Below are 26,288 nucleotides of genomic sequence, written 5' to 3' on the forward strand. Positions count from 1 at the left end.
ATGCTGAGACGCTCACTTATCAAGGTAGCCACGCTTGCGGCCTTTGCCGGCGCGCTTGGCTTCTCGAACGCGACGCTGGCCGCTGACAAGATCACCGTCCAACTCGATTGGGTGGTGCGCGGCAACCACGCCATGTTCTTCGTCGGCAAGGAAAAAGGCTTCTTCGCCAAGAACGACATCGATGTCGCCGAAATCCGCAAGGGTTCGGGTTCGCCGGATGCCATGCGGCTGGTGGGCAACGGGAACGCGGATTTCGGTTTCGGCGATCTTCCCACGCTCGCCGTGGCCCGCTCGCAGAGCGTTCCGGTGGTGGCGGTGGCAGCCGTCAACCAGCACTCGCCGCTGGCAATCATGTCGCTCGCCAAGACGGTGAAGCTCACCAAGCCGGCCGATCTCAAGGGCCTGACCATCGGCATTCATCCAGCGGGCTCGACCTACATCTTTTTCAAGGGCTTCCTGGCGGCCAACGGCCTGACCGAAAAGGACATGACGCTGAACAGCGTCTCGCCGCCCTATGAAAGCTATCTGCTTCTCGGCCGGGTTCAGACGGTGGTCGGCTATGTCGACGCCGAGGTTCCCGAACTGGAAGCCAAGGCGGGCGGTCCCGGTTCGCTCAGCATCATGATGGGCGCCGACCATGGCTGGAAGGCTTATGGCTCCGGCCTGTTCACCTCGGAGACAATGATCAAGGACAAGCCGGACGTCGTCGCCCGTTTCGTCAAGGCCTACAGGGAAGCCTTCGATTATGTCGTCGCCCATCCGGAAGAAGCCGCCGAGATCACCGCGAAGGCCGCACCCGGTTACGCGGACAAGAAGGATGTGCTGCTGGCCCAGATCAACGCCGACGTCGCCTCAACCTTCACCAGCCCCGACACCAAGGACCACGGCCTCGGCTGGATGACGAAGACGCAGTGGGAGGAAACGCTGAAGACGCTCACCGACCAGGGCGTGCTCAAAGCTGCGCTGTCGGCCGACGACGTCTTCACCGACAAGTTCCTGGAGGAATAGGGCACGATGGCCCGGACGGACCGATCAATGAGCGCCTACCGGCATGCCAGGCTGTCCTGCTCCATGCCGCAGGACACTTCGCGCTCGCCTTTGGCGGCGTCGGTTCGGTCGAGCGCGATCTGCCCGCGCGTGGCATATGCGCGACCCGCGAGGCCACACCACAGGCGCTCGACCGGCAGGTTTTCGCGCTTGTCGTTGAGGATGGTGAAGGTGCCGGTCTTGGGATCGAACCAGAGTTCGACGCGAGCGCTCATGCCCGGCTCTATCGTGGCGATCCCTTCTGAATACCAGTGGGCGAAGTCGGCGTTGCAGGACACGCCTTCCTTGCCGGCATTCGAAATCGTCAATGGCACCATATCGAGCCCGTCGGTGCCTTTGCGGACGATCACGTGGTGCAACTCAACGGCGTTGGCAAGCGATGTGAACGCCAACATCACGGGGAGGACATAACGGATTTTCACTTTTCCTGAGCTCCATGGGTAGCTTTCTCAGGCAGTCTATCTCGCTTGTGCGCAATAACAATAAAAATATTGATTGGAAATCAAAACAGAGAGGGTAACATGTTAAAGATCCTGAAGGGTAGCGTAAGTGCATTAATACTGTCTGGTATCTTGATGGGCGGCGCGCTTGCCGGCGAAGTCAAGTCGATCGCCATCCTCACGCCTGAAGAAGGCACGGACTATGGCTGGAACCAGCAAGGCATCGACGCCGCCAAGGCAGCCGGCAAGGCAGCCGGTGTCGAGGTGGTCGTGGCGCAGGGCCTCGGCTATGGCGATGTCCGTCCGACGCTGCGCGAGCTCGCGTCCGACGGCGCCAGCCTGCTGATCGCGCATGCCAGCGGCTACAACACCTCGGCACCCGAGATCGCCAAGGAACTGAAGGTTCCGGTAGCGATCGTCGATACGCCGAACGGGCTGGAGAAAGGCCTCGTCGCCGACTACACGCTGAGCGGCCACCAGGGCGCCTATCTGGCCGGCCGTCTCGCCGCCAAGATGTCGCGCTCGAAGTCGGTCGGCATCGTCGTCTCCGGTGAACCGCCATCGTGGAACTCGCAATCGGCGGCGTTCGCGCAAGGGGTGAAGGCGGAGAACCCGGACGTCAAGATCACCTATGCGGTGATCGGGCCGGCCGCCTACAGTGACGCTGCCGGCGGCAAGCGCGTCACCGAAAGTGTCATCGCCTCGGGCGCCGACATCATTTTCGGCCAGGGCAACGGCTCCAGCTTCGGCATGCTGCAGGCGGTCGAGACGACCAAGGCCGCCGATGGCGGCAAGGTCTATTTCATCGACGTCATCGGCGACAAGTCGCCAATCGACAAGGGCTTCCTGCTGTCGTCGGTGGTGTGGAACATCGAACCGGTCTACGCGGCGATGATCGCCGACCTGAAGGCCGACACGTTTGGTACCAAGCATTATTCGATCGGCCTCAAGGACGATTCCGTGCAGTTGCTGAAGACCGCCGCCATCCCCGACAACGTCTGGAGCGAAATCCAGGCGCTGCGCGAGGACGTCATTTCCGGCAAGATCAAGGTCGAGCCAGTCTATGACGCGGCCGCCGTCAGGGCACTGATGACAAGCGTCGCCCAGTAAGGCGATCAGAAGTCGGCTGCCGGAGGGGCGATCGGTTCGCCCCTCCGGATATTTCCCGTTTTCCAGTGCTGGGCTTTCATGAGCAGTCTTTCTTCATCGCCCGTCGACAGCCGCGACATCGTCGCGCTCGAAGCCGTGACCAAACGCTTTCCCGGCATCGTCGCCAACGACAGCGTCGACCTGTCGATCCATCCTGGCGAGGTGCATGTACTGCTCGGCGAGAACGGCGCGGGAAAATCCACCTTGATCGGCATGCTGTCTGGCCTGCAGCAGCCGGACGAGGGGCGCATACTTGTCGACGGCAAGCCGACGCCGATCACGTCGCCGCGCCATGCGCTGGCGCTTGGCATCGGAACGGTGTTCCAACACATGATGCTGGTGCCTACCCTGACGGTCGCCGAGAACCTGCTTCTTGGCGGGCCCTGGTGGCAGCGTCCGAGGACCGAAGAGCTTGCGGCCCGCGTGGCCGAGATCACTGGCAGCCTCGGCATCACGGTAAAACTGCATGCCAAAGTTTCGGAACTCTCGCTCGGTGAGCAGCAGCAAGTCGAAATCCTACGCGCCATGGTGCGCAACAGCCGGCTGCTGATCCTCGACGAATCCACCTCGATGCTCACGCCGAAGGGCATCGAGGAACTTGGCGCGCTGATGCGGCGCCTCGTCGAACAGGGATTGGCGATCGTCTTCATCACCCACAAGCTCAAGGAGGCGGCCGCCTTCGGCGACCGCATCTCGGTTCTCAAGCTCGGCCGCAAGGTGGGCGAGATCCCGCCCGAGCGGTTTCGCGCACTCGGCGAGCAGGAGATTATTTCCGAGATCGTGGAGTTGATGTTCGGCAAGCAGAAGGACGATCCCGAAGCGGTCGAACGTCCGGCCCGCGCTGTCGATGCCAGTGCCGCGCCTCTGCTTCAGGTCGCGGATCTGACGGTCGCGCCGACCGACATTGCACCCGGCCTGTCGTCGATCTCCTTCGACATCCGCCCGGGCGAGATACTCGGCATCGCTGGTATCGATGGCAACGGCCAGAAACAACTGGCGGAGGCCTTGGCCGGTCAACGGGCGGCGACCAGCGGCTCGGTCCGGCTGGAGGACACCGCCATCGAGGCGCTGAGCGTCGGCGAACGCCGCCACCGCGGTCTTCGCTACCTGACCGACGACCGGCTGGGCGAGGGCACCGTCGGCACGTTCCCTGTCTCCATCAACTTCTTCCTCAAGCAGGTCGGGGCGGCGCCCTTCTGGCGCAGCGGCGTCGAGCAGCGCGCCGAGATCGACAGGCGTGCCGCCGAGCTCGTGCGCGAATACGATGTGCGCACGCCAAGCCTGAAGACACCGGTGGCGCGGCTTTCCGGCGGCAACATCCAGAAGGTGCTGCTGGCGCGGGAACTGGCCGAAGGCGCCAAGGTGGTGATCTTCAACAAGCCGACCTATGGGCTCGATCTCGCCAACACGCTGGCCTCGCGCCAGCGCATCCGCGACACGGCGGCACGCGGCCTCGCCGTACTCTTGATCTCCACCGACCTCGAGGAACTGCTCAGCATGTGCGACCGTATCGCCGTCATTGCCAATGGTGCGCTGGTCGGCACCGTCGCCAATGCCGACGATGCCCGGACCAGGGTCGGTCGCCTGATGATCGGACTTGCCGCATGAGCATCGACACCGCACCCGCCGCCGGCGCCACCGCACTCGATGCCACGAGCGCAGCCGCCACGCGGCGCGACATAGTGCACCGGCTGCTGATGACGCTTGGGCCGATCCTTGCCGCCCTCGTCATCGCCGGCTGCATCCTGCTTGCCGTCGGCGTCGACCCCCTCGCTTATTATGGCTATGTGCTGGAGAAGGGCCTCTTCTCGCCGCTCGGCATCCAGCAGACGCTGACGCGCATGGCTCCACTGCTGTTTCTCGCCGCCGGCCTGATCGTTGCCTTTCGCGCCGGCATGTGGAACCTCGGCGGCGACGGTCAGTTCCTGCTCGGCGCCGTCACGGCGGCGGCCAGCGCTCCCGTGCTGGTGCAGGTCATGCCAGCCTGGCTGGCGTTGTTCTGCGCGTTCCTGATTGCCATGCTGGTGGCCATGATCTGGTCGCTGGTGCCGGCGCTGCTGCGCGCCTATCAGGGTGTCAACGAGATCATCACCACGCTGATGATGACGTTCCTCGGCACGTCGCTCGCCAACGTGCTGGTCAAGCTGGTGTTTCGCGATCCCGGCACGACCGTGCCGCAGACCCGCACGCTGCCGGTGGAAGACCGGCTGCCGCGCCTGTTCGAAACCACCATCACCAGTGGCCTGCTGCTCGGCCTGGCGGTAATCATCATCGTGCATCTGGTGATGACGCGTACGGCATTCGGGCTGAAACTGAGGATCGTCGGCGCCAATCCGCGCGCCGCGGTTCATGCGGGGCTGGGCGTGCCCGGCCTGACGATTGCCGTCTTCGCCATTTCCGCCGGGCTCGCCGGCCTTGCCGGCGCTGTCGACATCATCGGCGTGCAAGGCAATGTTCGCGCCGACTGGAATCCAGCCTATGGGCTGGCGGTCATTCCGGCCGTGTTTCTCGCCCGCATGAACGGCTTTGCCGCGATCGGCTTCGTGTTCCTGCTCTCCGTATTGTCAATCGGCGGCGAGAGCGCGGCGCGGCGGCTTGGCGTGCCCAATCACTTCACGCTGGTGCTGGTCTCCATCGTGCTGATCGTGCTCGCCTTGGCCGAATATGTCGACCACCGTTATCATCAGTCGAGAAAGGCGTAGGGCATGACCGGGCTCTTCAGCGAAGTCTTTCTCAGCGCATTGCTGTTTGGCGCCGTCACCGCCGCCATTCCGCTGCTGCTTGCCGGGCTCGGCGAGCAGATGTCGGAAAAGGCCGGCGTGCTCAACATCGGCATCGAGGGCATGATGCTGGCCGGCGCTTATCTCGGCTTCGTCGGCGCGTTCTATTCGGGATCGCTGTGGCTAGGCTTTCTCACCGGCGCTGCGGGCGGCGTCGCGGTGGCGCTGATCATGGCGCTGCTTTGCGTGCGCATCGGGCTGAACCAGATCGTCATCGGCATCGCGCTGACGCTTGGTCTCGAAGGCCTGACGGCGCTGCTCCATCATTTCCAGTTTTCGCGCAGCTATCCCCGCCTGCCGGCGGCGGACGCAACCGTCATTCCGCTGCTGTCGGACATTCCGGTGATCGGCCCGGCCTTCTTCAGGCATCACTTGATCGTCTATCTGGCGGTCGCCCTGGTGTTCGCCATGAGCCACCTCTACCGCCGCACGCAGCTCGGCCTCAACCTGCAGGCAGCGGGCGACAAGCCGGCCGCGCTCGATGTCGCCGGCATCGACGTCATCAGGACCCGCACCATCGCGGTGCTGACGACCGGCGCGCTGGCGGGGCTTGGCGGCGCCTACCTCGCCAATGTCGGAGCGGGCCTGTTCATTCCGTTCATCACCAATGGCGCCGGCTTTCTCGGCATCGTGCTGGCGATGCTGGCGCGGGGACGGCCGATCTGGGTGCTGTTTGGCGCTCTTCTGTTCGGCGTGTGCCTGTCGCTGACGACGGCCATGCAGGTGGCGGGCATCAACATACCGACCGATGTCATCCAGATGCTGCCGTTCCTGGCGGTGATGATCATGCTGGTGCTGTTCGGGCGGCGGGCCAGCCTGCCGGCGGCACTGGGCATTCCATACGAGCGCGGGGCGCGCTGAGAAAAACCAGACGCGCGGATGGAACCCGCGCCGGAAAAGGAGGCAACAATGTCGGATACCAAGGTCTACCTGCTCGACGGCGGCTCACTTGTCCTCGACGGCTATCATGTGTTCTGGAACCGTGGCCCAGGCGGCGAAGTGCGCTTCCCCGTCTATTCGATCCTGATCGAGCATGCCGAGGGCCGCTTCCTCATCGATACCGGCTATGACTACGACCACGTCATGAAGGTGCTGCCCTTCGAGAAGCCGATCCAGGAAAAGCACCAGACCATTCCCGGCGCGCTGGCGCTGCTCGGGCTGGAGCCGAAGGACATCGACGTCGTCGTCAACTCGCACTTCCATTTCGACCATTGCGGCGGCAACAAGTATTTTCCGCATGCCAAGAAGATCTGCCACCGTTCGGAGGTGCCGCAAGCCTGCAATCCGCAGCCCTTCGAACATCTCGGTTATTCGGACCTGAGCTTCTCGGCGGAAGCGGCGGAGGCACGTGGCGCGACCGCGCAATTGCTGGCAGGCACGACACGGGCCAACTCGACTTTCGAGGGCATCGAAGGTGACATCGAACTGGCAAAAGGCGTGAAACTGATCTCCACCCCCGGCCACTCGATCGGCCATTACAGCCTTCTGGTCGAGTTTCCCAAGCGCAAGCCGATCATGTTCACGATCGACGCCGCCTACACGCAGAAGAGCCTGGAAACGCTTTGCCAGGCCGCCTTCCATATCGACCCGGTCGCGGGCGTCAATTCGATGCGCAGGGTGAAGAAACTTGCCGAGGATCACGGCGCCGAGCTGATGTACTCGCACGACATGGACAACTTCAAGACCTACAAAACCGGCACACAGTTCTACGGCTGATCGCCGCCAATCCGGAGACCAAGACCATGCGCTATCCCGATCACGCGGATCCGGTCCTCACGCTGACGGCGGGGCCAGTCAATGCCTATGCCGAGGTGCTGCGAGGCCTCGGCCGCACGGTGCTCTACGACTATGACTCGGCCTTCCAGCTCTTCTACGAGAAGGTCGTCGACAAGGCTCAAAAAGCGATGCGGCTTTCCAACAAGCCAGTCATCCTGCACGGAGAGCCGGTGCTGGGTCTCGAGGCGGCGGCGGCGTCGTTGATCACATCGGACGACGTCGTGCTCAACCTTGCCTCGGGCGTCTACGGCAAGGGGTTCGGCTATTGGGCGAAGCGCTATACACCGCATCTCCTCGAAATCGAAGTGCCCTACAATGAGGCGATCGACCCGCAGGCGGTTGCCGCCATGCTGAAGGCGCATCCGGAAATCACTGTCGTCTCCGTCTGCCATCACGACACGCCGTCGGGCACGATCAACCCGATCGATGCCATCGGCGCGCTGGTGTCGGCGCATGGCGGTTACCTGATCGTCGATGCCGTCTCGTCTTTCGGTGGCATGAAGACGCATCCGGACGACTGCAAGGCCGACATCTATGTGACCGGCCCGGGCAAATGTCTTGGCGCGCCGCCAGCGCTTACGATCATGGGGGTCAGCGACCGCGCCTGGGCCAAGATGAAGGCCAACAAGGCGGCGCCCCGCGCCTCGATGCTGAGCATCGTCGACTGGGAGAACGCCTGGTCGCGCGACAAGCCATTCCCCTTCACGCCCTCGGTGGCCGAAGTGAACGGCCTCGATGTGGCGCTCGATCTCTATCTCAACGAGGGGCCAGAAGCGGTTTGGGCGCGCCATGCACTGACGGCCAAGGCCATGCGGGCCGGCGTCGTCGCCATGGGCCTGTCGATCTGGGCCGCCAGCGATGCAATCGCTTCGCCGAGCACCACGGCCGTTCGCACACCCGACGGTGTCGACGAGAAAGCACTTCGCCAGGCAGCGCGCGCCCGCTACGGCGTGGTGTTTTCGTCGGGTCGCGGCGAAACTTTGGGGAAGCTTACACGCATCGGCCATATGGGCCCGACGGCACAGCCGATCTATGCGATCGCGGCGCTGACGGCGCTTGGCGGCGCCATGAACGCGGCTGGCCAGAAGCTTGCGGTCGGCAAGGGCATCGACGCGGCGCTGGCGGTGATCGACGCCGACGCCTGAACAGACATCAACAGACTGCGCATCGAGGGAGAAATTTCATGACTGAACGGCTTGCGGGAAAGACGGCGCTGGTGACGGGGGCGGCACAGGGCATCGGCAAGGCGATCGCGGCGCGGCTGGCGGCCGACGGCGCGACCGTCATCGTCAGCGACATCAATGCCGAGGGCGCCAAGGCCGCGGCCGCCGAAATCGGCGGCAACGCGAAGGCGATTGCAGCCGATATTGCCGATCCGGCTTCGGTGAAAGCGCTGTTTGGCGAGATACAGGCGCTCGCCGGCGGCGTCGACGTCCTGGTCAACAATGCCAGCATCGTGCCGTTCGTCGCCTGGGACGATGTCGACCTCGACCATTGGCGCAAGATCATCGACGTCAACCTGACGGGAACCTTCATCGTCACCCGCGCGGCGACCGACCAGATGCGGGCGGCGGGCAAGGCCGGACGCGTGATCAGCATCGCCTCCAACACCTTCTTTGCCGGCACGCCGAACATGGCGGCCTATGTCGCGGCCAAGGGCGGCGTCATTGGCTTCACCCGGGCGCTGGCCACCGAGCTTGGCAAGTACAACATCACGGCCAATGCGGTGACGCCCGGCCTGATCGAGAGCGATGGCGTCAAGGCAAGCCCGCACAACGAGGCGTTCGGCTTCGTCGAGATGCTCCAGGCGATGAAGGGCAAGGGCCAGCCCGAACATATCGCCGATGTCGTGTCGTTCCTGGCCAGCGACGACGCCCGCTGGATCACCGGCCAGACGCTGAATGTCGACGCCGGGATGATCAGGCACTAAGGGCAATCGTCAAGTCCGGCGCCCTGCCGGCCCGATCGCCGGCCATCGAAACGTCTGGCTTTTCGCTGGCCTCCAGCCTCCCGGCCAGGTCAGCGTGTTCGCAAAGCCTGGCGTCTACCGGCGGCATTATCGGGGTGCACCTCGATAACGCCGCCGGGACTTATTAGCGGCTCGCGGTTGCGAGCGACGCATCCGGCCGCTATGCCGGGCCGGGATTTCTTGACGAGAAGGCAGAGCTGATGAAAGTCGTTTCCACGTCCAAGTCGCATGGCGGCGTGCAAGGTGTTTGTTCACACGCTTCCGAAGCCTGCGCCTGCGACATGACCTTTGCCGTCTTCGTGCCGCCGCAGGCCAAGGATGGGCCACTGCCGGTGCTCTGGTATCTGTCGGGCCTCACCTGCACTCATGCCAATGTCATGGACAAGGGCGAATACCGGCGTCTGGCGGCCGAGCTCGGCCTGATCGTGGTCTGCCCCGACACAAGCCCACGCGGCGAGGGTGTGGCCGACGAAAAGGATAATTGGCAGTTCGGCTCGGGCGCCGGCTTCTATCTCGACGCGACGCAGCAGCCCTTCGCCAGGAACTACCGGATGCACTCCTATATCGTCGACGAGCTGCCGGCCCTGATCGCCAGCCAGTTCCCCGCCGATATGGAGCGCCAGTCGATTTTTGGCCACTCCATGGGCGGGCATGGCGCGCTGACCATCGCGCTGAAGAACTCCGAGCACTTCAGAAGTTGCTCGGCGTTCGCACCGATCGTTCAGCCGATGACGGCAGACTGGTCGCGGCCGGCTCTGGAAAAATATCTCGGCAAGGACGAGAAATCCTGGCGCGCCTACGATACAACAGCGCTGATCGAAGACGGGCACCGCTTCGGCGAATTCCTGGTCGATCAGGGCACCGCCGATGGCTTCCTCAAGGACGGCCTGCGGCCATGGCTTCTCGAAGACGCCTGCAAGAAGTCCGGCATCGCGCTCACCTTGCGCATGCAGGAAGGCTACGATCACTCCTATAATTTCATCTCGACCTTCATGGACGACCATTTGAAGTGGCACGCCGCGCGCCTGGCCAAGTAGGAGCACGCCAGGGGCTACTCACTCCGTGAGGATCGGGTTCGGGTCCGGCAAGGCCATCCCAAAGGCGGTGTCGGCCGCGCCTTCGGCTATGTCACTGGCGCAGGATCCGCAGGGCAAGAGCCTGAGCACGCTGATGCTGACGCGGCGGCGCGGAAATCGGCCGCGAACTCGATCGTTACGCGCTCAAACGGGTATGGCTGCGTGGATAGCAAACCGAGCCAAGGTTCTCGGGCGGCGGAGCCCATTAGTATCTGAATTATTCTAGAAATTGGTAGCGGGAGAGGGACTTGAACCCCCGACCCCAGGATTATGATTCCCGTGCTCTAACCAACTGAGCTACCCCGCCAGGGCGGCGACAGGCCCGAATCCGCCTTAAATCGAAGGCATTTCGAGGCGTTCGCCAAGGTCGCGCGGATATAAGGTTGGGAGGGCGAGCCTGTCAAGCTTCGATGCATTCGATATCAGGGCTATTCTCGATGGGGAAAAGCTTTGCCGCACGAACAGCTGGTTGGTGCCACCGGGGTTGAGTTCGACGGGGCACGTCGCTATGTCTCGGCCACGAGTTTTTAGAGTTTGAAACAGATGAAGCCGCGCATTGCAGTCCTCGGTTGCGGATACTGGGGCTCCAACCACATCCGCACCCTCAAGGCGCTCGGCGCATTGCACGCGGTTTCCGACACCAATCGGGCTCGCGCCGAAGGTTTCGCCAGCGAACAGGACTGCCTGGCGATCGAGCCGGACCAACTGTTCGTCCGCGATGACATCGACGCCATCATCATGGCCTTGCCGCCGCAGTTCCATGCCGATCTTGCCGTGCGCGCCGTCGAGAACCGCAAGGACGTGCTGGTGGAAAAGCCGATCGCGCTGACGGTGGCCGATGCCGAGCGCTCGGTGCAGGCGGCCAAGGACAATAGCCGCGTGTTCATGGTCGGCCATGTCCTGCGTTTCCATCCCGCCTTCGAGACGTTGAAAGGGCTGATCGACAAGGGCGAGCTCGGCGAGGTCCGCTACATCCATTCGCACCGGCTGGGGCTCGGCAAGTTCCATACCGAGAACGATGCGCTATGGGACCTGGCGCCGCACGATCTGTCGATGATCCTGGCCATCACCGGCACCGAGCCGATCGAGGTGCGCGGCGAGGGAGCGGCACTCCTCGACAATCTCAGCGATTTCGCGCATCTGCACATGCGCTTTCCCAACGGACTGCGCAGCCATCTTTTCACATCGCGGCTCAACCCCTATCGCGAGCGGCGGCTGACCGTGGTCGGCACCAAGGCGATGGCGGTGTTCGACGATGTCGAGCCATGGGAGCGCAAGCTTGCGGTCTACCGCCACGCCGTGTGGCAGGACAGCGGCCAGTGGGCATTCACCACCAATGAGCCGTCCTATGTCGCGGTTGCCCAGGGCATGCCGCTGACGCGCGAACTGGAGCACTTCATCCACTGCATCGAAACGCGCGCCGAACCGCGCACCAGCGGCGAGGAAGCGATCAGGGTGCTGCGCATCCTGACGGCCGGCACCGTCACCCACACCAAATCCACGGCCTGAGGGAAGGCTACGCCGCACTCCTGGTACGATGGGCAGGGGAGAGCTACTCGGCGGGAACTTGCGCCGGCTTCGCGGCCAGCCGGCTCAGCATCGCTTCGGCTTCGGCGCCGCGCTCGGAGCGCACGATGAAGCCGCCGCCTAAGACACGGGCCTCGTTGCCATCGTCGGAATAGAGCACGCACGCCTGTCCAGGCGCGATGCCGGATTCACCGTCGGCCAGTTCGACCGAGGCCACACCTGCCTCGTGACGCAGCACGGCCGGCCGTGGCGGCCTGGTCGAGCGCACCTTGGCGAACAGCTCAATGCCGCCGGCGGGCACATCGGCGAGGCCTCCGTCTCCCAGCCAGTTCATGTTGCGCAGATAGATCTTGTGCGTCTCCAGCGCCTCGCGCGGGCCGACCACGACACGGGCGCGCTCGGCGTCGAGATGGACGACATAGAGCGGCTCGCCGGACGCGATGCCAATGCCACGGCGCTGGCCGATCGTGTAGCGCAGAATGCCCTCGTGGCGACCGAGCACGCGGCCGTCGATATGAACGATGTCGCCTGGGTTGGCGGCAGTCGGCTTCAGCTTGGCGATGATGTCGGAATATTTGCCCTGCGGCACGAAGCAGATGTCCTGGCTGTCCTGCTTGGCGGCCACCGTCAGCCCCATCTCCTCGGCGATGGCGCGAACCTGGGGCTTCGATAGGCCGCCGAGCGGAAAGCGCAGGTAGTCGATCTGCGCCTGCGTGGTGGCGAACAGGAAGTAGCTCTGGTCGCGGTCGGCATCGACCGGCCGGTAAAGCGCCCGGTGGGCGCCATTGGCGCCGGAGCGGATGTAGTGGCCGGTGGCCAGCGCGTCGGCGCCGAGATCCTTGGCCGTGGCCAGGAGATCGGCGAACTTGACCGTCTGGTTGCAGGAAACGCAAGGAATGGGGGTTTCGCCGGCGACGTAGCTCTCGGCGAACGGATCGATGACCGCCTTGCGGAACCGCTCCTCGTAATCGAGCACATAATGGGGAATACCCAGCGTCTCGGAAACGCGACGGGCATCGTCGATGTCCTGGCCGGCGCAGCATGAGCCGGCCCGATGCGTTGCCGCACCATGATCATAGAGTTGCAAGGTGACGCCGACGACATCGTAGCCCTCGCGCTTCAACAAGCCGGCGACCACTGATGAATCGACGCCGCCCGACATGGCGACGACGACGCGGGTCTCTTCGGGGCGTCTGGGGAGGTCGAGACTGTTCATGGTGCTTTCATTTCGCGGCGGCTCAATGCCAATGTCGAGAATATAGGTCAAGCTTTCATGCGGCGCCAGCTTGCAGGACGACCCCGGCGTGGCGGACACTGCGAGCGGGCACATTTCTCCCGGCTAAAACGGGGCTTCCGGCCGCATATTTCAAATGCCCGCTAAAAGACTAACGCGGCGTTCACGATCCTTACCTAGTCATTAGGGTCTGCTTAGGCAATTTTTAAAGCTGTGGCGGTAACGTGGCGGGGATTGGGTCTTTGAGTTTTTTGTAGAGAGTACGATGACCGATCTGGTTAGACCTAGAGTCAAATATGTTATCGGGCCTGACGGCAGCCCTCTCACGATTGCCGATCTGCCGCCGACGAACACGCGTCGCTGGGTTATCCGGCGCAAGGCGGAGGTGGTTGCAGCAGTGCGCGGCGGGCTTTTGAGCCTTGAAGAGGCATGCCAGCGCTACAAGCTGACCACGGAGGAATTCCTGTCCTGGCAAGCGTCGATCGACGAATATGGTCTTGCCGGGCTGCGCACCACGCGTATCCAGCAATACCGGCACTAGGCCGGTCTCACCACAAGCAAAGGGCGCGGCATGCCGCGCCCTTTGCTTTCAGTGTCGCCGCTCAGACGGTCAGCGCTACCTTGCCGATCGGCTTGGTTGTGAGAAAGGCGTCGGCGGCTCCCGCCTAGTCGAGTGGAAAAGTCCTGGCGACATGGACGGCAGGCTTTTGCGCGTCGATCAACCCGGCAAGCCCTCGCGGTCGGGCACCACCGACATGCGCTCGACCCTGATATCGCGCGAGCTGGCGTCTGCGCGCTGCGCAAAGGCTGGCTGCGCAATGGCGCGCTTGCCACGCGTCGAACATGAACTGACCGAACTCGGCCACAACCTGGCCGGACTGCTTGCCCAGATCAGATCACGGGCGGAGCAGCTGCGCCTGATATTAGGGGATGCCCGGGCGAGGGCCAGCGCCAGAAATGAGGAGGATTGGGCGGCGTAGGTCTTGCGTGCCAGCAGCGCTTCCGCGGCGGCTTGCTGTTGCCGGTTCAGGCTGTCGCCTGACAGGGCGCGCGCTTATGCGCCAAATAGCGCCGATGTCGGCCGACTCAGCCGATCATGGCGCTGCGGCCGCCAGTTTCGGTTTCGCGAACCTTGGTATCGCGCGATTCCAGCATCTCAGCCTTGGAAAGCTCCGCTTCAGCTTCGCCGAGTAATGATTCGGCGGCGCTTCGCTGCTGGGCGAGGTCGCCTTGCGAGTTCCTGAGATTGTCGCGGCGCAGGCGCGCCGCCTTGGCGAAGGTCGGATAGGCGAAATGATTGATATCTGTGATGCCGGCTTTCTTTTCCTCGGCGGTGATCTGAAGCTCCAATTCGACGGCCATGCGCTCAAACTCGGCGATCATCATGTCGAGCTGCAACAGCTGGCGCCGCTTCTCATTCACCTGAAATTGCTTCAGCCGAACGAGGTTTTCACGTGACTTCATGATTCGGTACTCCCGGAAACGCACACCCGCACATATCGTCCAAACCACCTGGAAAGGTCCAAGCGCTGCCCGTGTCCACCGGCTTTCCCCGCACTATGGGAAACAAAACCCTAAAGTTTTTTGCCGACGGTAACCATTCGTTTACGGGCATTGTTAATCATACGGGTCAGGGCTTAAGGCCGGGTAAAAATTCCGGCCGCCGAAGCGAAGCCGCGTCGATGAGTCCCTGGAGTCACTTAGTCCGGGTTATTAATGTGCTGCATTAGGAATTTTGGTCTGTGATTCGTTATTAGATTCAAGAGGGTGTAGAAAGGGGTTAAAAAATCTGATACCGTATTGGACGGGAAATTAGGTTTTGTTAACCATTCGATGGCAGCCTCTGCACAAGGCAACCACTGCTCCGGGACATGACGGGTCGTGAAATGGTCCGGCGGCAGAAAAGGGGAATGAAATGCGTGTTCTGCTGATAGAAGATGACAGTGCAACCGCACAAAGCATCGAGCTGATGCTGAAATCGGAAAGTTTCAACGTCTATACGACAGACCTCGGCGAAGAGGGTGTCGATCTGGGCAAGCTCTACGACTACGACATCATCCTTCTCGATCTCAACCTGCCGGACATGTCCGGCTACGAGGTCTTGAGAACGCTTCGCCTCTCCAAGGTAAAGACGCCCATCCTCATCCTCTCCGGCATGGCCGGCATCGAGGACAAGGTACGCGGCCTCGGCTTCGGCGCCGACGACTACATGACCAAGCCGTTCCACAAGGACGAGCTGGTGGCGCGCATCCACGCCATCGTGCGCCGCTCGAAGGGACACGCCCAGTCGGTCATCACCACCGGTGACCTGGTGGTCAACCTCGACGCCAAGACCGTCGAAGTCGGCGGCCAGCGCGTGCACCTCACCGGCAAGGAATACCAGATGCTGGAGCTGCTCTCGCTGCGCAAGGGCACCACGCTCACCAAGGAAATGTTCCTCAACCACCTCTATGGCGGCATGGACGAGCCGGAATTGAAGATCATCGACGTCTTCATCTGCAAGCTGCGCAAGAAGCTCGACGCCGCGTCCGGGGGCCAGAACTACATCGAGACTGTCTGGGGCCGCGGCTATGTGCTGCGCGAACCGGAAGATATCCGCGTCAGCGCCTGAGCGCAGTCGGCAGCGCACTTCTAAAAAACCCGGCTTGGCCGGGTTTTTTTGCATTGTGGAGCAATTATTTGTTTTTGTGCGACACGACAGACCACCGCGCGGTTTGCCTGGAACAGCTTCCGTTCAGGCAGCGATTTTCAAGGCGCGAAAACGTTCGAGCAGTTGCGGGCGATTGAAGGGCTTCAACAGATAGCCCTGGGCGCCGGCGCGCTTGGCTCGCATGATCGACGCGATATCGAGTTCGACCAGCGAGATCAGGATCTGCGGCCGGATCGGGCTTTCCATGGCGCGCACGCGCCGGATGAGGTCGACCGCCTGCATATCCGGCAAGGCGCCGTCGATGACGATGATGTCGGGCATGTCGGCGGCGCACATCTCCAGTGCGTCAAGCCCGCTGGCCGCCTCGATGACCATCATGTCGGAACCGCCCAGGATGCGTTTTGCAACCTTCCTGATGACGCTTGAATCGTCGACGAACATGCAGCGTTTCATTTCCGCGTCCTCTTTGCCCTTGGGCGATCCGGTCGTGCGGGGCATCTACGGCGCAGCCTAGACCGATCTGGTAAAGAAGCCGAAAAGCCGTTAGGTAAAATTTTTGCAAAGAAACCGTTCGGCGGGTTTTTCCTTGCGGATGCTTCGGTGTCGACGAGCGGGCAAAGATCATCGCGCCGCGATTGTGGCGTCAATGAAATATTTCAGACTGAAATACTTCGTTTGGTCGCGCTGCCGGCGCCGACTTTCAGGCCACTGAGAGGACGATTTCTTCAGGCGTCGCGTGAATCGAAATCGTCATGTTGGCCTCGCGGGCCAACAGCAGCGTGTAATAAGGTTGCACCGAATGCGCGTCGATCGGCTCTTCCGGCTTGTGGCCGGAGTGCAGTTCGAGGAATTTCGGCGGCACACGCAGCATCGGCCCGCTTGCCGAAAGCGAAAAACGCGGCTCGGTTTCGAGATTCTCGAGCGTCACGACCAGCTTGCCGCCGCGCGGAATGGCGGCGTTGGCGACCAGCAGCAGGTTGAGCAGCAGCTTGACCTTGTTCTTGGGCAGCAGCGCACGGGTTCCATTCCAGACCAATTCCGGCTTTTCGTTCTTGAGGAAGGCGATGGCGACGGCCTCGGCATCTCCGGTGTCGATCATCATGCCCGCCGAGCCGGCCGCGCCAAAGGCGATGCGGGCGAACTGCAAACGCGCCGAAGCGTTTTTTGCACTCTGACGGATGAGCCGCATGGCGTCTTCGTCGGCGCCGCCCTCGTCGAGCAGTTCAAGCCCGTTGTTGATCGCGCCGACCGGCGAGATGATGTCGTGGCAGACGCGGCTGCATAAAAGTGCCGCCAGGTCGGGAGCGGTAAGGGTGAACAGATCGGCCATCGGCGAAATCCCTGCAAAATCTTCCATTTGACGGCCGAGCGATCGATCTTCGCGCCTGCCCACACGAATCACGCTTCAACCCAAGGCTTTCTGAATACACAGCGCCCGTGCGTGCAGCAACAAATCCAAAATTGCCGTCATGGCATATGGCGCGTTCACGCAGGCTGCGTGTCCGCTCGAGCGGCCAAGAGCCTTCGAACCGCCATCTTCATGTGGGAGTTTAATGGTTGAAAAAGGATTACGGCATAGTTTGCCCCTAACAGTCATCCTTAACGGCCGCCTAAAGAGCCGTACGGATGCGAGGCGTCGGCGAAAGTGCTTCATGACGGAGATTGGAAGCATGTTTTCCCGAATCTATGACCGGAGTTTTCTCCGTGTCCTCTCAATGGCGATCGCGCTCATGGGCGTTCTCGTCTTCTCGACATCGCCCCTGCGGGCGCAGGAGTACACCGCTCAGGAGATTGTCGATTCCGGCCACAAGTTCTTCGGCGCGACGTCGGGCGGGTTGGCCACCGTCGTGGAGAAGATTTTCGCCTCCTACGGTCTGCCCAATGGCTACCTGCTTGGGGAGGAGGGATCCGGTGCGCTGATCGGCGGCCTGACCTATGGCGAAGGCACGCTCTACACCAAGAATGCCGGCGATCACAAAGTGTTCTGGCAAGGCCCGTCGCTGGGCTGGGATTTCGGCGGCGAGGGGTCACGCGTGATGATGCTGGTCTACAATCTCGACGATGTCGGCAACCTCTACAATCGCTATGGCGGCGTCGCCGGTTCGGCCTATGTGGTGGCGGGTGTCGGCTTCAACGTGCTGAAGAACAACAATGTGCTGCTGGTGCCGATCCGTACCGGCGTCGGCGCCCGGCTCGGCGTCAATCTGGGCTACCTGAAACTGACCGAGCGGGCGACCTGGAATCCGTTCTGATCCGGCCGATATGAGCGAATCACGGACGGTTCGACCGGATTCCTCAACCGACGACCCGAATGGGCCGCGGCAAGCCCTTGCCGCGGTGCCGGATTTCCGCCATGCCAAGATGGCACGGTCCAGCCTTCCAAGTTGTCGTCGATAACGGGTAGTCCTTTGGTTCAGTCGGTCCTGTTCTTTGCCCTCGGCTTTCTCTGTGCCGGCTTTCTGGCGCTGATGGTGGCTCCCGCCGTCTGGCGGCGTGCCGTCGCACTGACCCGCAGGCGCATCGAGGCCTCCATTCCGCTGACGCAAGCCGAGATCCAGGCCGACAAGGACCAGATCCGGGCCGAATACGCCATGACGACGCGGCGCCTCGAAATCAACGTCAAGACGCTGCGCGAGAAGGCGGCCGAACAACTCGTCGAGATCAATCGCGGCCGCGAGGCGCTGAAGGCGCTGGCGGTCGAGCGCACGGACAAGGACCACGCGCTCGCCGAACTCGGCGCCAAGAACGAAGCGCTTCGACAGCGCGAAGAGGAACTACATCAGCTTTCGGAGCGGCTCAAGGAAACCGAACGAAAGCTGGAAAGGCGGGCGCTCGATCTCGAGAAGCTGGAGCACATGTATGACGACGCCAGTTTTGCCTCCAGCAGCCGCCAGATCGAACTCGTGGCCCGCGAATCCGAATTGCAGAAGCTTGCCAGCGATATCTTGCTGCTGCGCGGCCAGCGCAAGGAAGCGGATCGGCGCAGCCAGGAGATCATGGCCGAAAGCAAGGCCGCGCGCGATGCCCTGAAGGCCGAGAAGAAAAGGGCCGCTGAACTCGACAAGAAGGTCCAGCGGCTGCTCGCAACGCTCGCCGACCGTGAGGACAAGCTTGATCGGCGGGAAAAGGAATTGGCGCGGTTGCGGGAAAAATCGAAAACCGAGGACGGCGCACCGGCCCTGCGGCTGGTCGGCAAGCCAGATGAGCCGGCCCGGCACGAGGAGGCCGGCAAGCGCGACGATTTGGACCGGGCGATTGCCAAGCTTGACGGCGACCGCGAACGGCTGGAGGCCAGGCTGACGGCGCTGGCGCGCGAGAACAAGCGCCTCAAGGCGGATCTCGGCGCCGCCGCATCGTCGGGTTTGACGAACGGCAATGGTGCCGCGCTGCGCGAGCAGATGAATGAGCTGGCGGCGGAGGTGGTCCACCTGACGGCCAAGCTCGAAGGCCCCGATTCACCAATCGCCAAGGCGCTCGCCGCGCCGCAGGACAATCGCTCTGCCGGCAACGACCGCAGCCTCGCCGATCGCGTGCGCGCCTTGCAGAAAGCAGAAGCCAACTGACGCCGTGCAGGCTGACGCTTTCGCCGTGTCCTGGCTCACATGATCGTCAGCGCGAGAAATGATGCAGGGCAATGGCCGAGGCGGCAGCGACGTTCAAGCTGTCGAAGCCCTTCGACATGGTGATCCGCACGGTTTGCAGGCGGGCAAGCAGGCTTTCGGGCAGGCCTTCGCCCTCGGTGCCGAGATAGAGTGCCAGCCGCTCGCCGCGCCGTGCATCGCGTATGTCGATCCGGCCGCGCGGTGACAATGCGAACTGGTCATAGCCCCGGCGGTCGAGCTCCGCGGTGAAGCCCGCGGTGTCGGTGAAGGACGCAAAAGGGAGCTTGAGCGCGGCGCCGACCGAAACCCGGATCGCCTTGCGGTACAGCGGATCACAGCATGTCCCGTCCATCAGCACCGCATCGGCGCCGAAAGCGGCGGCGTTGCGGAAGATCGAACCCATATTGTCGTGGTTGGCGATGCCGACAGGCACGACGATCAGGGCTTGAGCGGGCAAGGCATCCAGCAATGACCCGGCCGGATGCGGCGTCTCCTTGCGGCCGATGGCCAGGATGCCGCGGTGCATGTGGAATCCGGCAATCGCGTCCATCACCCCGCCGGCGACGACGTAGACCGGCAGGTCCGCTTGCGCCTTGCGCAGCACCTCCTCCAGGCCGCCAAGCCGGTTTTCCAGGATCAGGATGGATTCGGCGGTGAAGCGCCTCGACGACAAAAGCAGGTCGAGCACCACTTTGCCCTCGGCGACGAAGCGGCCTTGCCGGCCCGCCAGATCGCGCTCGCGAATATCGAGATAGGCTGCGACGCGCGGATCGCGTGGATCGTCGATGCGAATTGGGTCCATGTCCCGCTCAACAATCGAAAGCGCGGTCCGTGCGCCGGGAAAGACACACCAACCACGCTCCGGAAATCGTCAGCGAGGTAAACGACCGCGGCAGCGTCCGGTCAAGTCCCGGCGCGGCGCAACCTCTGCGCCATTTGGGACAGATCCTCCTTGCCGCCGCCGAAAATGCCTTCCAGCATGGCGAGCAGTTCGCGCACGGCATCGGATTTGCAGGAATAGTAGATCATCTGGCGATCGCGGCGGGTGTCCACGAGGTCCAGCGCCCGCAACTTGGCCAAATGCTGCGAGAGGGCGGATTGGCTAAGCATCACCTTTTCGGCGATGGCGCCGACCGACATTTCGCCGTCGATCAGATAGCTCATGATCAACAGCCGTTTTTCGTTGCCCATCAGCATCAGAAATTCGGCAGCTGATTCGGCGTTGGCGATTAGCTTTGTCGAGACCATTGATGCCCCATGCTGTTTGCTCATCGAGGCGCCATGGGGGCAATGGCGCCTGAATCCATAAATTCACGTGTGAAGGTGCCGACGAGTCAGCACCACACCTAAAGCCTAGAACATTTCTTTCAAATCTCAAGCGTTGCTTTTGATCAAATGCAATTTAATCTCGCTTTGCGCCTAGGATGCCGCCTTGGCGGCCCTCGCCATTTCAACCAGAACGGGACGCAATTCCTGCGCAGTCGCCAGTGGTTGCGGAAAGAATACCCGGCAAACATCGTCCCCGGACACCAGATCCATGCCATCGGCGTCCAGCCCGGCGATGCTCCAGCCAGCACCTGGCGCCTTGGCAAAATGATGGGCGTAGTTGGCGATCGCGTCGAGATGGTCCGCATTCATGTGCTCGACGGCTGACTGTTCGCTCGCCGCGAGCTCTTCGACAATCGGCCCGGCGGTGACCAGATCGGCCCGGTCGAGCAGATAGGCCTTGCCGAAGCCGCCGTTGAGACTGGCGCGCTGCGGCTCAAGGCGAAAGATTGAGAAGTCGCCGAGCCCGGCATAGAGGCTCGCCTTGGGATTGCGGTTGAGATAGCGGCGCGCGGCGCGAGCTTGGGCCTGCGAGCCGCGCTCCAGCCGCGAGGCCTGGCAGGCCAGCGTCAGCCGCGGATGCGCCAGCGGATCGCCTTTGCCAGGCTCCCCGAGCAGAAGGGAACAGCGGGGATCGGCAAGCAGGGCCGACGTGTGCGCCGCGAGCATCGACACCAGGATGAGCGGTGCGCCGTCAATGTCGGTGGCGACGCCGACCCGGCTCGCCAGCGGCGCCCCGGTCCCCGGTTCCAGCACCGCCAGGGCGCCGAAACGGGCACTGCGCAGAAGCGTTTTCGCCAGGCGGATCGCCTCGGCGTCGGTCTCGCGGATGACATCCTTCTTTCGATCGTCCAAGGTTTCTCGCCCTGCCAAGTTGATTTCCTATTCCACTTGTCAGCCGATGATGCCGGACTTGGCAAGGGGAGGTGCCCGCGCAAACCGCTTCGCAGCTTGGGGCGACACGCCTTACTTCGGCGCCATGCGGATGGCGCCGTCGAGGCGGATGGTCTCGCCGTTCAGCATCTGGTTTTCGACGATGTGCAGGGCAAGCGCGGCATATTCGGATGGTTCGCCGAGGCGCGACGGGAAAGGCACGGCGGCGCCCAGCGAATCCTGCACCTCCTGCGGCATGCCGGCCATCATCGGCGTCTTGAAGATGCCGGGCGCGATGGTGCAGACCCGAATGCCGGATCGGGCGACATCGCGCGCCACCGGCAGCGTCATGCCGACGACACCGCCCTTCGAAGCCGAATAGGCCGCCTGGCCGATCTGGCCGTCATAGGCGGCGACCGAAGCGGTGTTGACGATGACGCCGCGCTCGCCGCCCCGCAGCGGCTCGAGTTTCGCGGCGCGGTCGGCGACCAGGCGGATCATGTTGAACGTGCCGATCAGATTGACCTCGATCACCCTGCGGTACTGGTCGAGCGGATGCGGTCCATCCTTGCCGATCGTCTTCACGCCGATGGCGATGCCGGCGCAATTGACCAGGATGCGCGGCTCGCCCAGCTTGGCGGCAGCCTCGGCCAGGGCGGCGACGGCACTGTCGGCACTCGCGACGTCGCACTGGACGGCGATGCCGCCGATCTCGGCCGCGACCTTGGCCGCGCGCTCGATGCCGACATCGAAGATGGCAACGTTGGCTCCCTTGGCGGCAAGCGCACGAGCGGTTGCCTCGCCAAGGCCGGAGCCGCCGCCGGTCACGATTGCTATCTGGCCGCTGGGATTCATGGCGTCATCCTTCCCGTGAGAATGGGCTTGCTATCAAACAGGGACGGATCAGGCCCGGATTGAAAGGCCGGGTCAAGCCATCGCCTAGACGTGCTCGGCGGCCCTGGCTGGCTGGCGTGACCGACCTCGCCGGAAAGCCTGGCAACCGCGCCGGGCGTGATCTCGTGCGACAAAAGGCGGTCGAGGTCGACAGGCCTAGGCATCGAAATCTGACCACGGGGGATGCGCTTGAAGCCGAGCGGCCCGTAATAAGGTTCGTCGCCAACCAGGATGACGGCCGGCGCGCCAGCCTTGGCGGCCGCCTCCAGCGCGATAGCTACCAGCCGGCGGCCGATGCCGAGGTTCTTGAAGGCCGGCCGTACCGCGAGTGGCCCAAGCATCAGCGCCCGGCCGGCCCCCGCCGCTATGCGGGTCATGCGCACCGAGGCGACGACGAGGTCGCCGTCGACCGCGACAAAGGACAGGGCGCGCTCGTGGCCGCCGGCCTCGCGGATCTTGTAGGCGGCCAGCACGAAACGGCCGGGGCCGAAGGCCTCGTCGTTAATGGCTTCGATTTGAGGATCATGCGCCGGAGTTTCCGGCAGGTATTTCACGTCGGCAAGGCTCATGGTCTTTGCGTTCCGGTAGAGGAGGAAAGGTTGCTGCAAACGGCAGCATTCGCCAGTCAGCGCTTCATCAAGCGCGGGCGCCCTTTCGTCGTCGGTCAAACCGGATCAAAGCAAAGTCGAACATGCGGAGTGTCCGCTAGCATCAATTTTGCGCCGCCGCAATCGACCCGTTCGCTGGCACTACCGATTGACGATCTGTTCAGCCCTGGATGCTTTCCGCCTTGCCGCATCGCGCCCTACATGACGGGAAACCCGAAAGGACAATTCATGGGATTGCTCGTCGACGGCAAATGGCAGGATCGCTGGTACGACACGAAGAACAGTGGCGGCAAGTTCGTGCGGGCGCAGTCGCAATGGCGCGACTGGATCACGCACGACGGCAAACCCGCCGAAGGCCGCAGTCGCGGCTTCAAGGCGGAGCCCGGCCGCTATCACCTTTACATCTCACTCGCCTGTCCCTGGGCGCACCGGACGCTGATTTTTCGCACGCTGAAGAGGCTGGAAGGCATCATCTCCGTCTCGGTGGTTCACCATTTCATGGGCGCGGACGGTTGGACGTTTCTCGCCGAGGACGGCGCCACCGGCGACACGCTCTATGGTCTCGACTTCCTGCACCAGATCTACACCAAGGCCGATCCTGCCTATTCAGGCCGGGTGACGGTGCCGGTGCTGTGGGACAAGAAGGAACAGACGATCGTCTCCAACGAATCCTCCGAGATCATCCGGATGCTCAATTCGGCCTTCGACGAATGGGGCGACGCCAGCTTCGACTTCTACCCCGAGGCCTTGCGCGGCGAGATCGACGCGATCAACGGGCTGGTCTATCCCGCCGTCAACAATGGCGTCTATCGAGCCGGTTTCGCCACCACGCAAGCGGCCTATGAGGAGGCGTTCGGCGCGCTGTTTTCGGCGCTCGATACTCTGGAACATCGCCTTTCCAGGCAGCGCTACCTAGTGGGTGATCGCATCACCGAGGCCGACTGGCGGCTGTTCACCACCCTGGTGCGCTTTGACCCGGTCTATGTCGGACACTTCAAGTGCAACCTGCGCCGCATCGCCGACTATTCGAACCTGTCGAACTATCTGCGCGACCTCTATAGCGTGCCTGGCGTCGCCGGGACCGTGAACCTGCGCCACATCAAGGCGCATTATTACGGCAGCCACGAGACCATCAACCCGACCCGGATCGTGCCGGTCGGGCCGACGCTCGACTATGGCGCGCCGCATGATCGGGCGCGGTTCGGAAGGGCTGCTGCCTGACTACCAATAGGGCGATGCTGGCACGTTGGCGAAAATTTCGGCGATCCGCCGCAGCGTTGCCGGCGTCGTGCCCTCCGGCAGGCGATTGAGCGGGAAAAAGCCGGCCTCGGCGATTTCATGGTCTGGCAGTTTCGGTGCGGTGCGGCTGAAATGCTCGACGAGGTAGAAGCCGACATGGTCGCGCCGGCTGGCACGGCGGTTGAAATGCATCGATTTGAGAATCGGCGCGTCCGTGATCTGGATGTTGCCTTCCTCGTAAAGTTCGCGCGCCAGCGCTTCGGCCATCGTCTCGCCGACCTCGACGCCGCCGCCGGGAAGCTGCCAACCGGGCACATAGGTATGGCGGATGAGGAAGACGGAATTGGTGGCGGCATCGTGGATCAGGCCGCGCACACCGAGCGTCATTGGCCGCCGCAGCACGAAATAGAGATGGAACAGCCGCGCCCTCAAACCCGCCCAGCCGGTCTGGCGGAACGGAGCCTCCTCGTCGCTCGCCATCAGTAGCGAAACCGTGGGTGGAAAGGGGCGCGCACGTCGCCTATGAAGGAGGGATGTTCAGGCTCGCGCATATTTCCGATGTCCATCTGGGGCCGCTGCCCGATGTATCCTATCGCGATCTCGCCTCCAAGCGCGTGCTCGGTTATGTCAACTGGCAGCGCAACCGCCGCCGCCACATGCACGACGCCGTCATCGACGCCATCGTCGCCGATATCAAGGCGCAAAATCCGGACCATCTCGCCGTCACCGGCGACCTCGTCAACCTGGCCCTCGACGGTGAGATCGAGATGGCCAAACACTGGCTCGAGACGCTGGGGCCACCGCATGTGGTGTCGGTGGTGCCGGGAAACCATGACGCCTATGTGCCCGGCGCATTCGACAAGGTCTGCCGGTCGTGGGCGGCGTGGATGAGCGGCGACGGTGTCAACACGCCGGTCGACCGCAATGCCTTCCCCTATCTGCGCGTGCGCGGCAATATCGCGCTGATCGGGGTTTCGACGGCGCGCGCCACGGCGCCCTTCATGGCCAATGGTTTTTTCATGGAGGGGCAGGCGGCTCGGCTCGGCAAGATACTCGAGAGCACGGCGAAGCAAGGGCTGTTCCGCGCGATCATGATCCATCATCCGCCCCTGCGGGGCGCCGTCTCCCAGCACAAGCGGCTGTTCGGCATCGCCCGCTTCCACAAAATCGTCCGCCGCCATGGCGCGGAGCTTGTGCTGCACGGCCATTCGCATCTGCCGTCGCTGTTCCAGATTGGGCTTCGCGGTGCAAAGATCCCGGTCGTCGGGGTCGCCGCCGCCGGCCAGGCGCCGGGCGGCAATCACCCGGCAGCACAGTACAATCTGTTCGACATCGACGGCGAAAAGGGTAACTGGCGTATCCACCTGACGCGGCGCGGTCTGACCGGACCGTCAATACCGCCTTCCGATCTGCAGAGCCTGGAACTCGGGGTCGAGCCCGGCGAGGCTATGGCCGCCAGTTGAGAACCATGGCCGAGATGCGGTCCCACAGCAGCGCGGCCGACACCGCCAGACCAACCAGCGCGCCGGCGGCGACCAGCCCAAGCCCGGACAGGAAGGCCGACCAGCCCTTGCCTTGCGTCGATGCTCGCAGCGGTGGCTCGGCTTCCGCGACCTCGGCGCGTTTCATGCCGGCGACCGCCGGCTCGACGCCACCTTCCATCATCCTCTGGCGCTCGACGATGCGCTCGGCCACATAACGCGTCACGGAATCGGCGACCGGCTTCATCTCGGTCGACTCGGCAAGCACGACCCGGCCAATGCGTGTATCCTTGAGGAAGCGGTAGGTGCGACGGTCGCGTCCCATCGCGACATGGCTGACGGCGTCGATCCACAGGCGCGGCTGCAGCCCCGAGGAGACGACAAAGTCGAAATTGTCCATGTCGGCTGGAACATCGGCAAAGACGGGCGCGAGGTCCGCGGCCAGCAGGTCCAGGCGCATGCGGTGCGCCTCGCGCATGTCGACGACGACATCGTCGCGGTCAGCGAAGGCATTCTTCACATCACGGATGGCATCGGACAGTTTCTTTGACGGATCGATCTTCTCGCCTGCGTCCTTCATCGGCGTGGCCTCGCGGGTTTGGTTAACAGGCAGTTAA

General features: G+C 63.2%; 29 protein-coding genes and 1 tRNA gene. 17 read left to right on the plus strand and 13 right to left on the minus strand.

The window, feature by feature from the left end:
• Nucleotides 1-1,008, plus strand: coding sequence for an ABC transporter substrate-binding protein (locus FJ527_RS11795; protein WP_140665222.1), 1,008 nt, complete (start codon nucleotides 1-3; stop codon nucleotides 1,006-1,008).
• A 35-nt stretch (nucleotides 1,009-1,043) separates the two neighbouring features.
• Here FJ527_RS11795 and FJ527_RS11800 read toward each other — a convergent pair whose 3' ends face one another.
• Nucleotides 1,044-1,397: a hypothetical protein gene (locus FJ527_RS11800; RefSeq protein ID WP_224720747.1), complete on the minus strand. Its 354-nt coding sequence runs from the start codon at nucleotides 1,395-1,397 to the stop codon at nucleotides 1,044-1,046.
• Between the two features lie 171 nt (nucleotides 1,398-1,568).
• Here FJ527_RS11800 and FJ527_RS11805 point away from each other — a divergent pair, with 171 nt between their 5' ends.
• The 8 genes from FJ527_RS11805 to fghA all read left to right on the plus strand — a co-directional run bounded on the left by FJ527_RS11805 (nucleotide 1,569) and on the right by fghA (nucleotide 10,198).
• Nucleotides 1,569-2,597 carry a BMP family protein gene (locus FJ527_RS11805; RefSeq protein ID WP_140721561.1) on the plus strand — a complete coding sequence of 343 codons (1,029 nt, stop codon included), beginning with the start codon at nucleotides 1,569-1,571 and terminating at the stop codon, nucleotides 2,595-2,597.
• Between the two features lie 78 nt (nucleotides 2,598-2,675).
• A complete protein-coding gene (locus FJ527_RS11810; protein ID WP_140823174.1) occupies nucleotides 2,676-4,244 on the plus strand; it encodes an ABC transporter ATP-binding protein in 1,569 nt (522 codons plus the stop codon).
• A complete protein-coding gene (locus FJ527_RS11815) occupies nucleotides 4,241-5,338 on the plus strand; it encodes an ABC transporter permease (RefSeq protein ID WP_015315986.1) in 1,098 nt (365 codons plus the stop codon). The genes FJ527_RS11810 and FJ527_RS11815 overlap by 4 nt, the downstream gene beginning before the upstream one ends.
• A gap of 3 nt (nucleotides 5,339-5,341) precedes the next feature.
• Nucleotides 5,342-6,277, plus strand: coding sequence for an ABC transporter permease (locus FJ527_RS11820; protein ID WP_140617631.1), 936 nt, complete (start codon nucleotides 5,342-5,344; stop codon nucleotides 6,275-6,277).
• A 48-nt stretch (nucleotides 6,278-6,325) separates the two neighbouring features.
• Nucleotides 6,326-7,132: a 4-pyridoxolactonase gene (locus FJ527_RS11825; protein WP_015315988.1), complete on the plus strand. Its 807-nt coding sequence runs from the start codon at nucleotides 6,326-6,328 to the stop codon at nucleotides 7,130-7,132.
• 26 nt (nucleotides 7,133-7,158) lie between these two features.
• Nucleotides 7,159-8,337 carry an alanine--glyoxylate aminotransferase family protein gene (locus FJ527_RS11830; RefSeq protein ID WP_140823175.1) on the plus strand — a complete coding sequence of 393 codons (1,179 nt, stop codon included), beginning with the start codon at nucleotides 7,159-7,161 and terminating at the stop codon, nucleotides 8,335-8,337.
• Between the two features lie 38 nt (nucleotides 8,338-8,375).
• Nucleotides 8,376-9,122, plus strand: a complete 747-nt coding sequence (locus FJ527_RS11835; protein WP_140823176.1) for an SDR family NAD(P)-dependent oxidoreductase — start codon at nucleotides 8,376-8,378, stop codon at nucleotides 9,120-9,122.
• A 239-nt stretch (nucleotides 9,123-9,361) separates the two neighbouring features.
• Entirely contained in the window at nucleotides 9,362-10,198 is an 837-nt protein-coding gene (fghA, locus tag FJ527_RS11840; protein WP_140823177.1) for an S-formylglutathione hydrolase, read from the plus strand.
• 269 nt (nucleotides 10,199-10,467) lie between these two features.
• On the opposite strand, the gene FJ527_RS11845 is transcribed toward fghA, so the two are convergent.
• A tRNA-Met gene (locus FJ527_RS11845) sits at nucleotides 10,468-10,544 on the minus strand.
• Nucleotides 10,545-10,780: 236 nt separating this feature from the next.
• Here FJ527_RS11845 and FJ527_RS11850 point away from each other — a divergent pair.
• Nucleotides 10,781-11,746 carry a Gfo/Idh/MocA family oxidoreductase gene (locus FJ527_RS11850; protein WP_140823178.1) on the plus strand — a complete coding sequence of 322 codons (966 nt, stop codon included), beginning with the start codon at nucleotides 10,781-10,783 and terminating at the stop codon, nucleotides 11,744-11,746.
• Nucleotides 11,747-11,789: 43 nt separating this feature from the next.
• On the opposite strand, the gene mnmA is transcribed toward FJ527_RS11850, so the two are convergent.
• A complete protein-coding gene (gene mnmA, locus FJ527_RS11855) occupies nucleotides 11,790-12,980 on the minus strand; it encodes a tRNA 2-thiouridine(34) synthase MnmA (protein WP_140617635.1) in 1,191 nt (396 codons plus the stop codon).
• Between the two features lie 283 nt (nucleotides 12,981-13,263).
• Here mnmA and FJ527_RS11860 point away from each other — a divergent pair, with 283 nt between their 5' ends.
• The gene (locus FJ527_RS11860; RefSeq protein WP_006203587.1) at nucleotides 13,264-13,539 is read left to right on the plus strand and encodes a DUF1153 domain-containing protein; all 276 of its coding nucleotides are present in this window, start codon (nucleotides 13,264-13,266) and stop codon (nucleotides 13,537-13,539) included.
• Between the two features lie 151 nt (nucleotides 13,540-13,690).
• The gene (locus tag FJ527_RS29280) at nucleotides 13,691-13,978 is read left to right on the plus strand and encodes a hypothetical protein (protein ID WP_181166334.1); all 288 of its coding nucleotides are present in this window, start codon (nucleotides 13,691-13,693) and stop codon (nucleotides 13,976-13,978) included.
• 106 nt (nucleotides 13,979-14,084) lie between these two features.
• Here the strand turns inward: FJ527_RS29280 and FJ527_RS11875 are convergent, their stop codons facing one another.
• Complete coding sequence (locus FJ527_RS11875; protein ID WP_140617636.1) at nucleotides 14,085-14,462, minus strand: flagellar export protein FliJ; 378 nt, start codon at nucleotides 14,460-14,462, stop codon at nucleotides 14,085-14,087.
• Between the two features lie 451 nt (nucleotides 14,463-14,913).
• Here FJ527_RS11875 and ctrA point away from each other — a divergent pair, with 451 nt between their 5' ends.
• The gene (ctrA, locus tag FJ527_RS11880; RefSeq protein ID WP_006203583.1) at nucleotides 14,914-15,609 is read left to right on the plus strand and encodes a cell cycle two-component system response regulator CtrA; all 696 of its coding nucleotides are present in this window, start codon (nucleotides 14,914-14,916) and stop codon (nucleotides 15,607-15,609) included.
• A 123-nt stretch (nucleotides 15,610-15,732) separates the two neighbouring features.
• Here ctrA and FJ527_RS11885 read toward each other — a convergent pair whose 3' ends face one another.
• Both FJ527_RS11885 and FJ527_RS11890 read right to left on the minus strand, forming a co-directional pair.
• Nucleotides 15,733-16,101: a response regulator gene (locus FJ527_RS11885; protein ID WP_015315995.1), complete on the minus strand. Its 369-nt coding sequence runs from the start codon at nucleotides 16,099-16,101 to the stop codon at nucleotides 15,733-15,735.
• Nucleotides 16,102-16,348: 247 nt separating this feature from the next.
• A complete protein-coding gene (locus FJ527_RS11890) occupies nucleotides 16,349-16,978 on the minus strand; it encodes a histidine phosphotransferase family protein (protein ID WP_015315996.1) in 630 nt (209 codons plus the stop codon).
• A 385-nt stretch (nucleotides 16,979-17,363) separates the two neighbouring features.
• On the opposite strand from FJ527_RS11890, the gene FJ527_RS11895 reads away from it, so the two are divergent.
• Complete coding sequence (locus FJ527_RS11895) at nucleotides 17,364-17,900, plus strand: EipA family protein (protein WP_224530344.1); 537 nt, start codon at nucleotides 17,364-17,366, stop codon at nucleotides 17,898-17,900.
• A 156-nt stretch (nucleotides 17,901-18,056) separates the two neighbouring features.
• The gene (locus FJ527_RS11900) at nucleotides 18,057-19,211 is read left to right on the plus strand and encodes a hypothetical protein (RefSeq protein WP_140823179.1); all 1,155 of its coding nucleotides are present in this window, start codon (nucleotides 18,057-18,059) and stop codon (nucleotides 19,209-19,211) included.
• 46 nt (nucleotides 19,212-19,257) lie between these two features.
• Here the strand turns inward: FJ527_RS11900 and FJ527_RS11905 are convergent, their stop codons facing one another.
• The 5 genes from FJ527_RS11905 to FJ527_RS11925 all read right to left on the minus strand — a co-directional run bounded on the left by FJ527_RS11905 (nucleotide 19,258) and on the right by FJ527_RS11925 (nucleotide 22,912).
• Entirely contained in the window at nucleotides 19,258-20,052 is a 795-nt protein-coding gene (locus FJ527_RS11905; RefSeq protein WP_140823180.1) for an RNA methyltransferase, read from the minus strand.
• A 101-nt stretch (nucleotides 20,053-20,153) separates the two neighbouring features.
• Entirely contained in the window at nucleotides 20,154-20,498 is a 345-nt protein-coding gene (locus FJ527_RS11910) for a metalloregulator ArsR/SmtB family transcription factor (RefSeq protein WP_015316000.1), read from the minus strand.
• 171 nt (nucleotides 20,499-20,669) lie between these two features.
• Entirely contained in the window at nucleotides 20,670-21,431 is a 762-nt protein-coding gene (locus tag FJ527_RS11915; RefSeq protein WP_140721584.1) for a HugZ family protein, read from the minus strand.
• Nucleotides 21,432-21,542: 111 nt separating this feature from the next.
• The gene (locus FJ527_RS11920) at nucleotides 21,543-22,304 is read right to left on the minus strand and encodes a 3-hydroxyacyl-CoA dehydrogenase (protein ID WP_140823181.1); all 762 of its coding nucleotides are present in this window, start codon (nucleotides 22,302-22,304) and stop codon (nucleotides 21,543-21,545) included.
• A complete protein-coding gene (locus FJ527_RS11925) occupies nucleotides 22,301-22,912 on the minus strand; it encodes an N-acetyltransferase (protein WP_246677708.1) in 612 nt (203 codons plus the stop codon). The genes FJ527_RS11920 and FJ527_RS11925 overlap by 4 nt, the downstream gene beginning before the upstream one ends.
• Nucleotides 22,913-23,179: 267 nt before the next feature.
• Between FJ527_RS11925 and FJ527_RS11930 the strand changes: the two genes are divergently transcribed.
• The gene (locus tag FJ527_RS11930) at nucleotides 23,180-24,172 is read left to right on the plus strand and encodes a glutathione S-transferase family protein (protein WP_140823182.1); all 993 of its coding nucleotides are present in this window, start codon (nucleotides 23,180-23,182) and stop codon (nucleotides 24,170-24,172) included.
• On the opposite strand, the gene FJ527_RS11935 is transcribed toward FJ527_RS11930, so the two are convergent.
• A complete protein-coding gene (locus tag FJ527_RS11935) occupies nucleotides 24,173-24,670 on the minus strand; it encodes an NUDIX domain-containing protein (protein WP_140721592.1) in 498 nt (165 codons plus the stop codon).
• A 53-nt stretch (nucleotides 24,671-24,723) separates the two neighbouring features.
• On the opposite strand from FJ527_RS11935, the gene FJ527_RS11940 reads away from it, so the two are divergent.
• On the plus strand, nucleotides 24,724-25,653 hold the full coding sequence (locus tag FJ527_RS11940; RefSeq protein WP_140617643.1) for a metallophosphoesterase: 930 nt from the start codon (nucleotides 24,724-24,726) through the stop codon (nucleotides 25,651-25,653).
• Here FJ527_RS11940 and FJ527_RS11945 read toward each other — a convergent pair.
• Entirely contained in the window at nucleotides 25,637-26,251 is a 615-nt protein-coding gene (locus tag FJ527_RS11945; protein ID WP_140823183.1) for a hypothetical protein, read from the minus strand. The two genes, FJ527_RS11940 and FJ527_RS11945, sit on opposite strands and share 17 nt — an antisense overlap.
• Between the last annotated feature and the right edge of the window lie 37 nt (nucleotides 26,252-26,288).

Origin of the sequence: Mesorhizobium sp. B2-4-18 (assembly GCF_006441385.1) — a bacterium.
GTDB classification, from domain to species: Bacteria; Pseudomonadota; Alphaproteobacteria; order Rhizobiales; family Rhizobiaceae; genus Mesorhizobium; species Mesorhizobium australicum.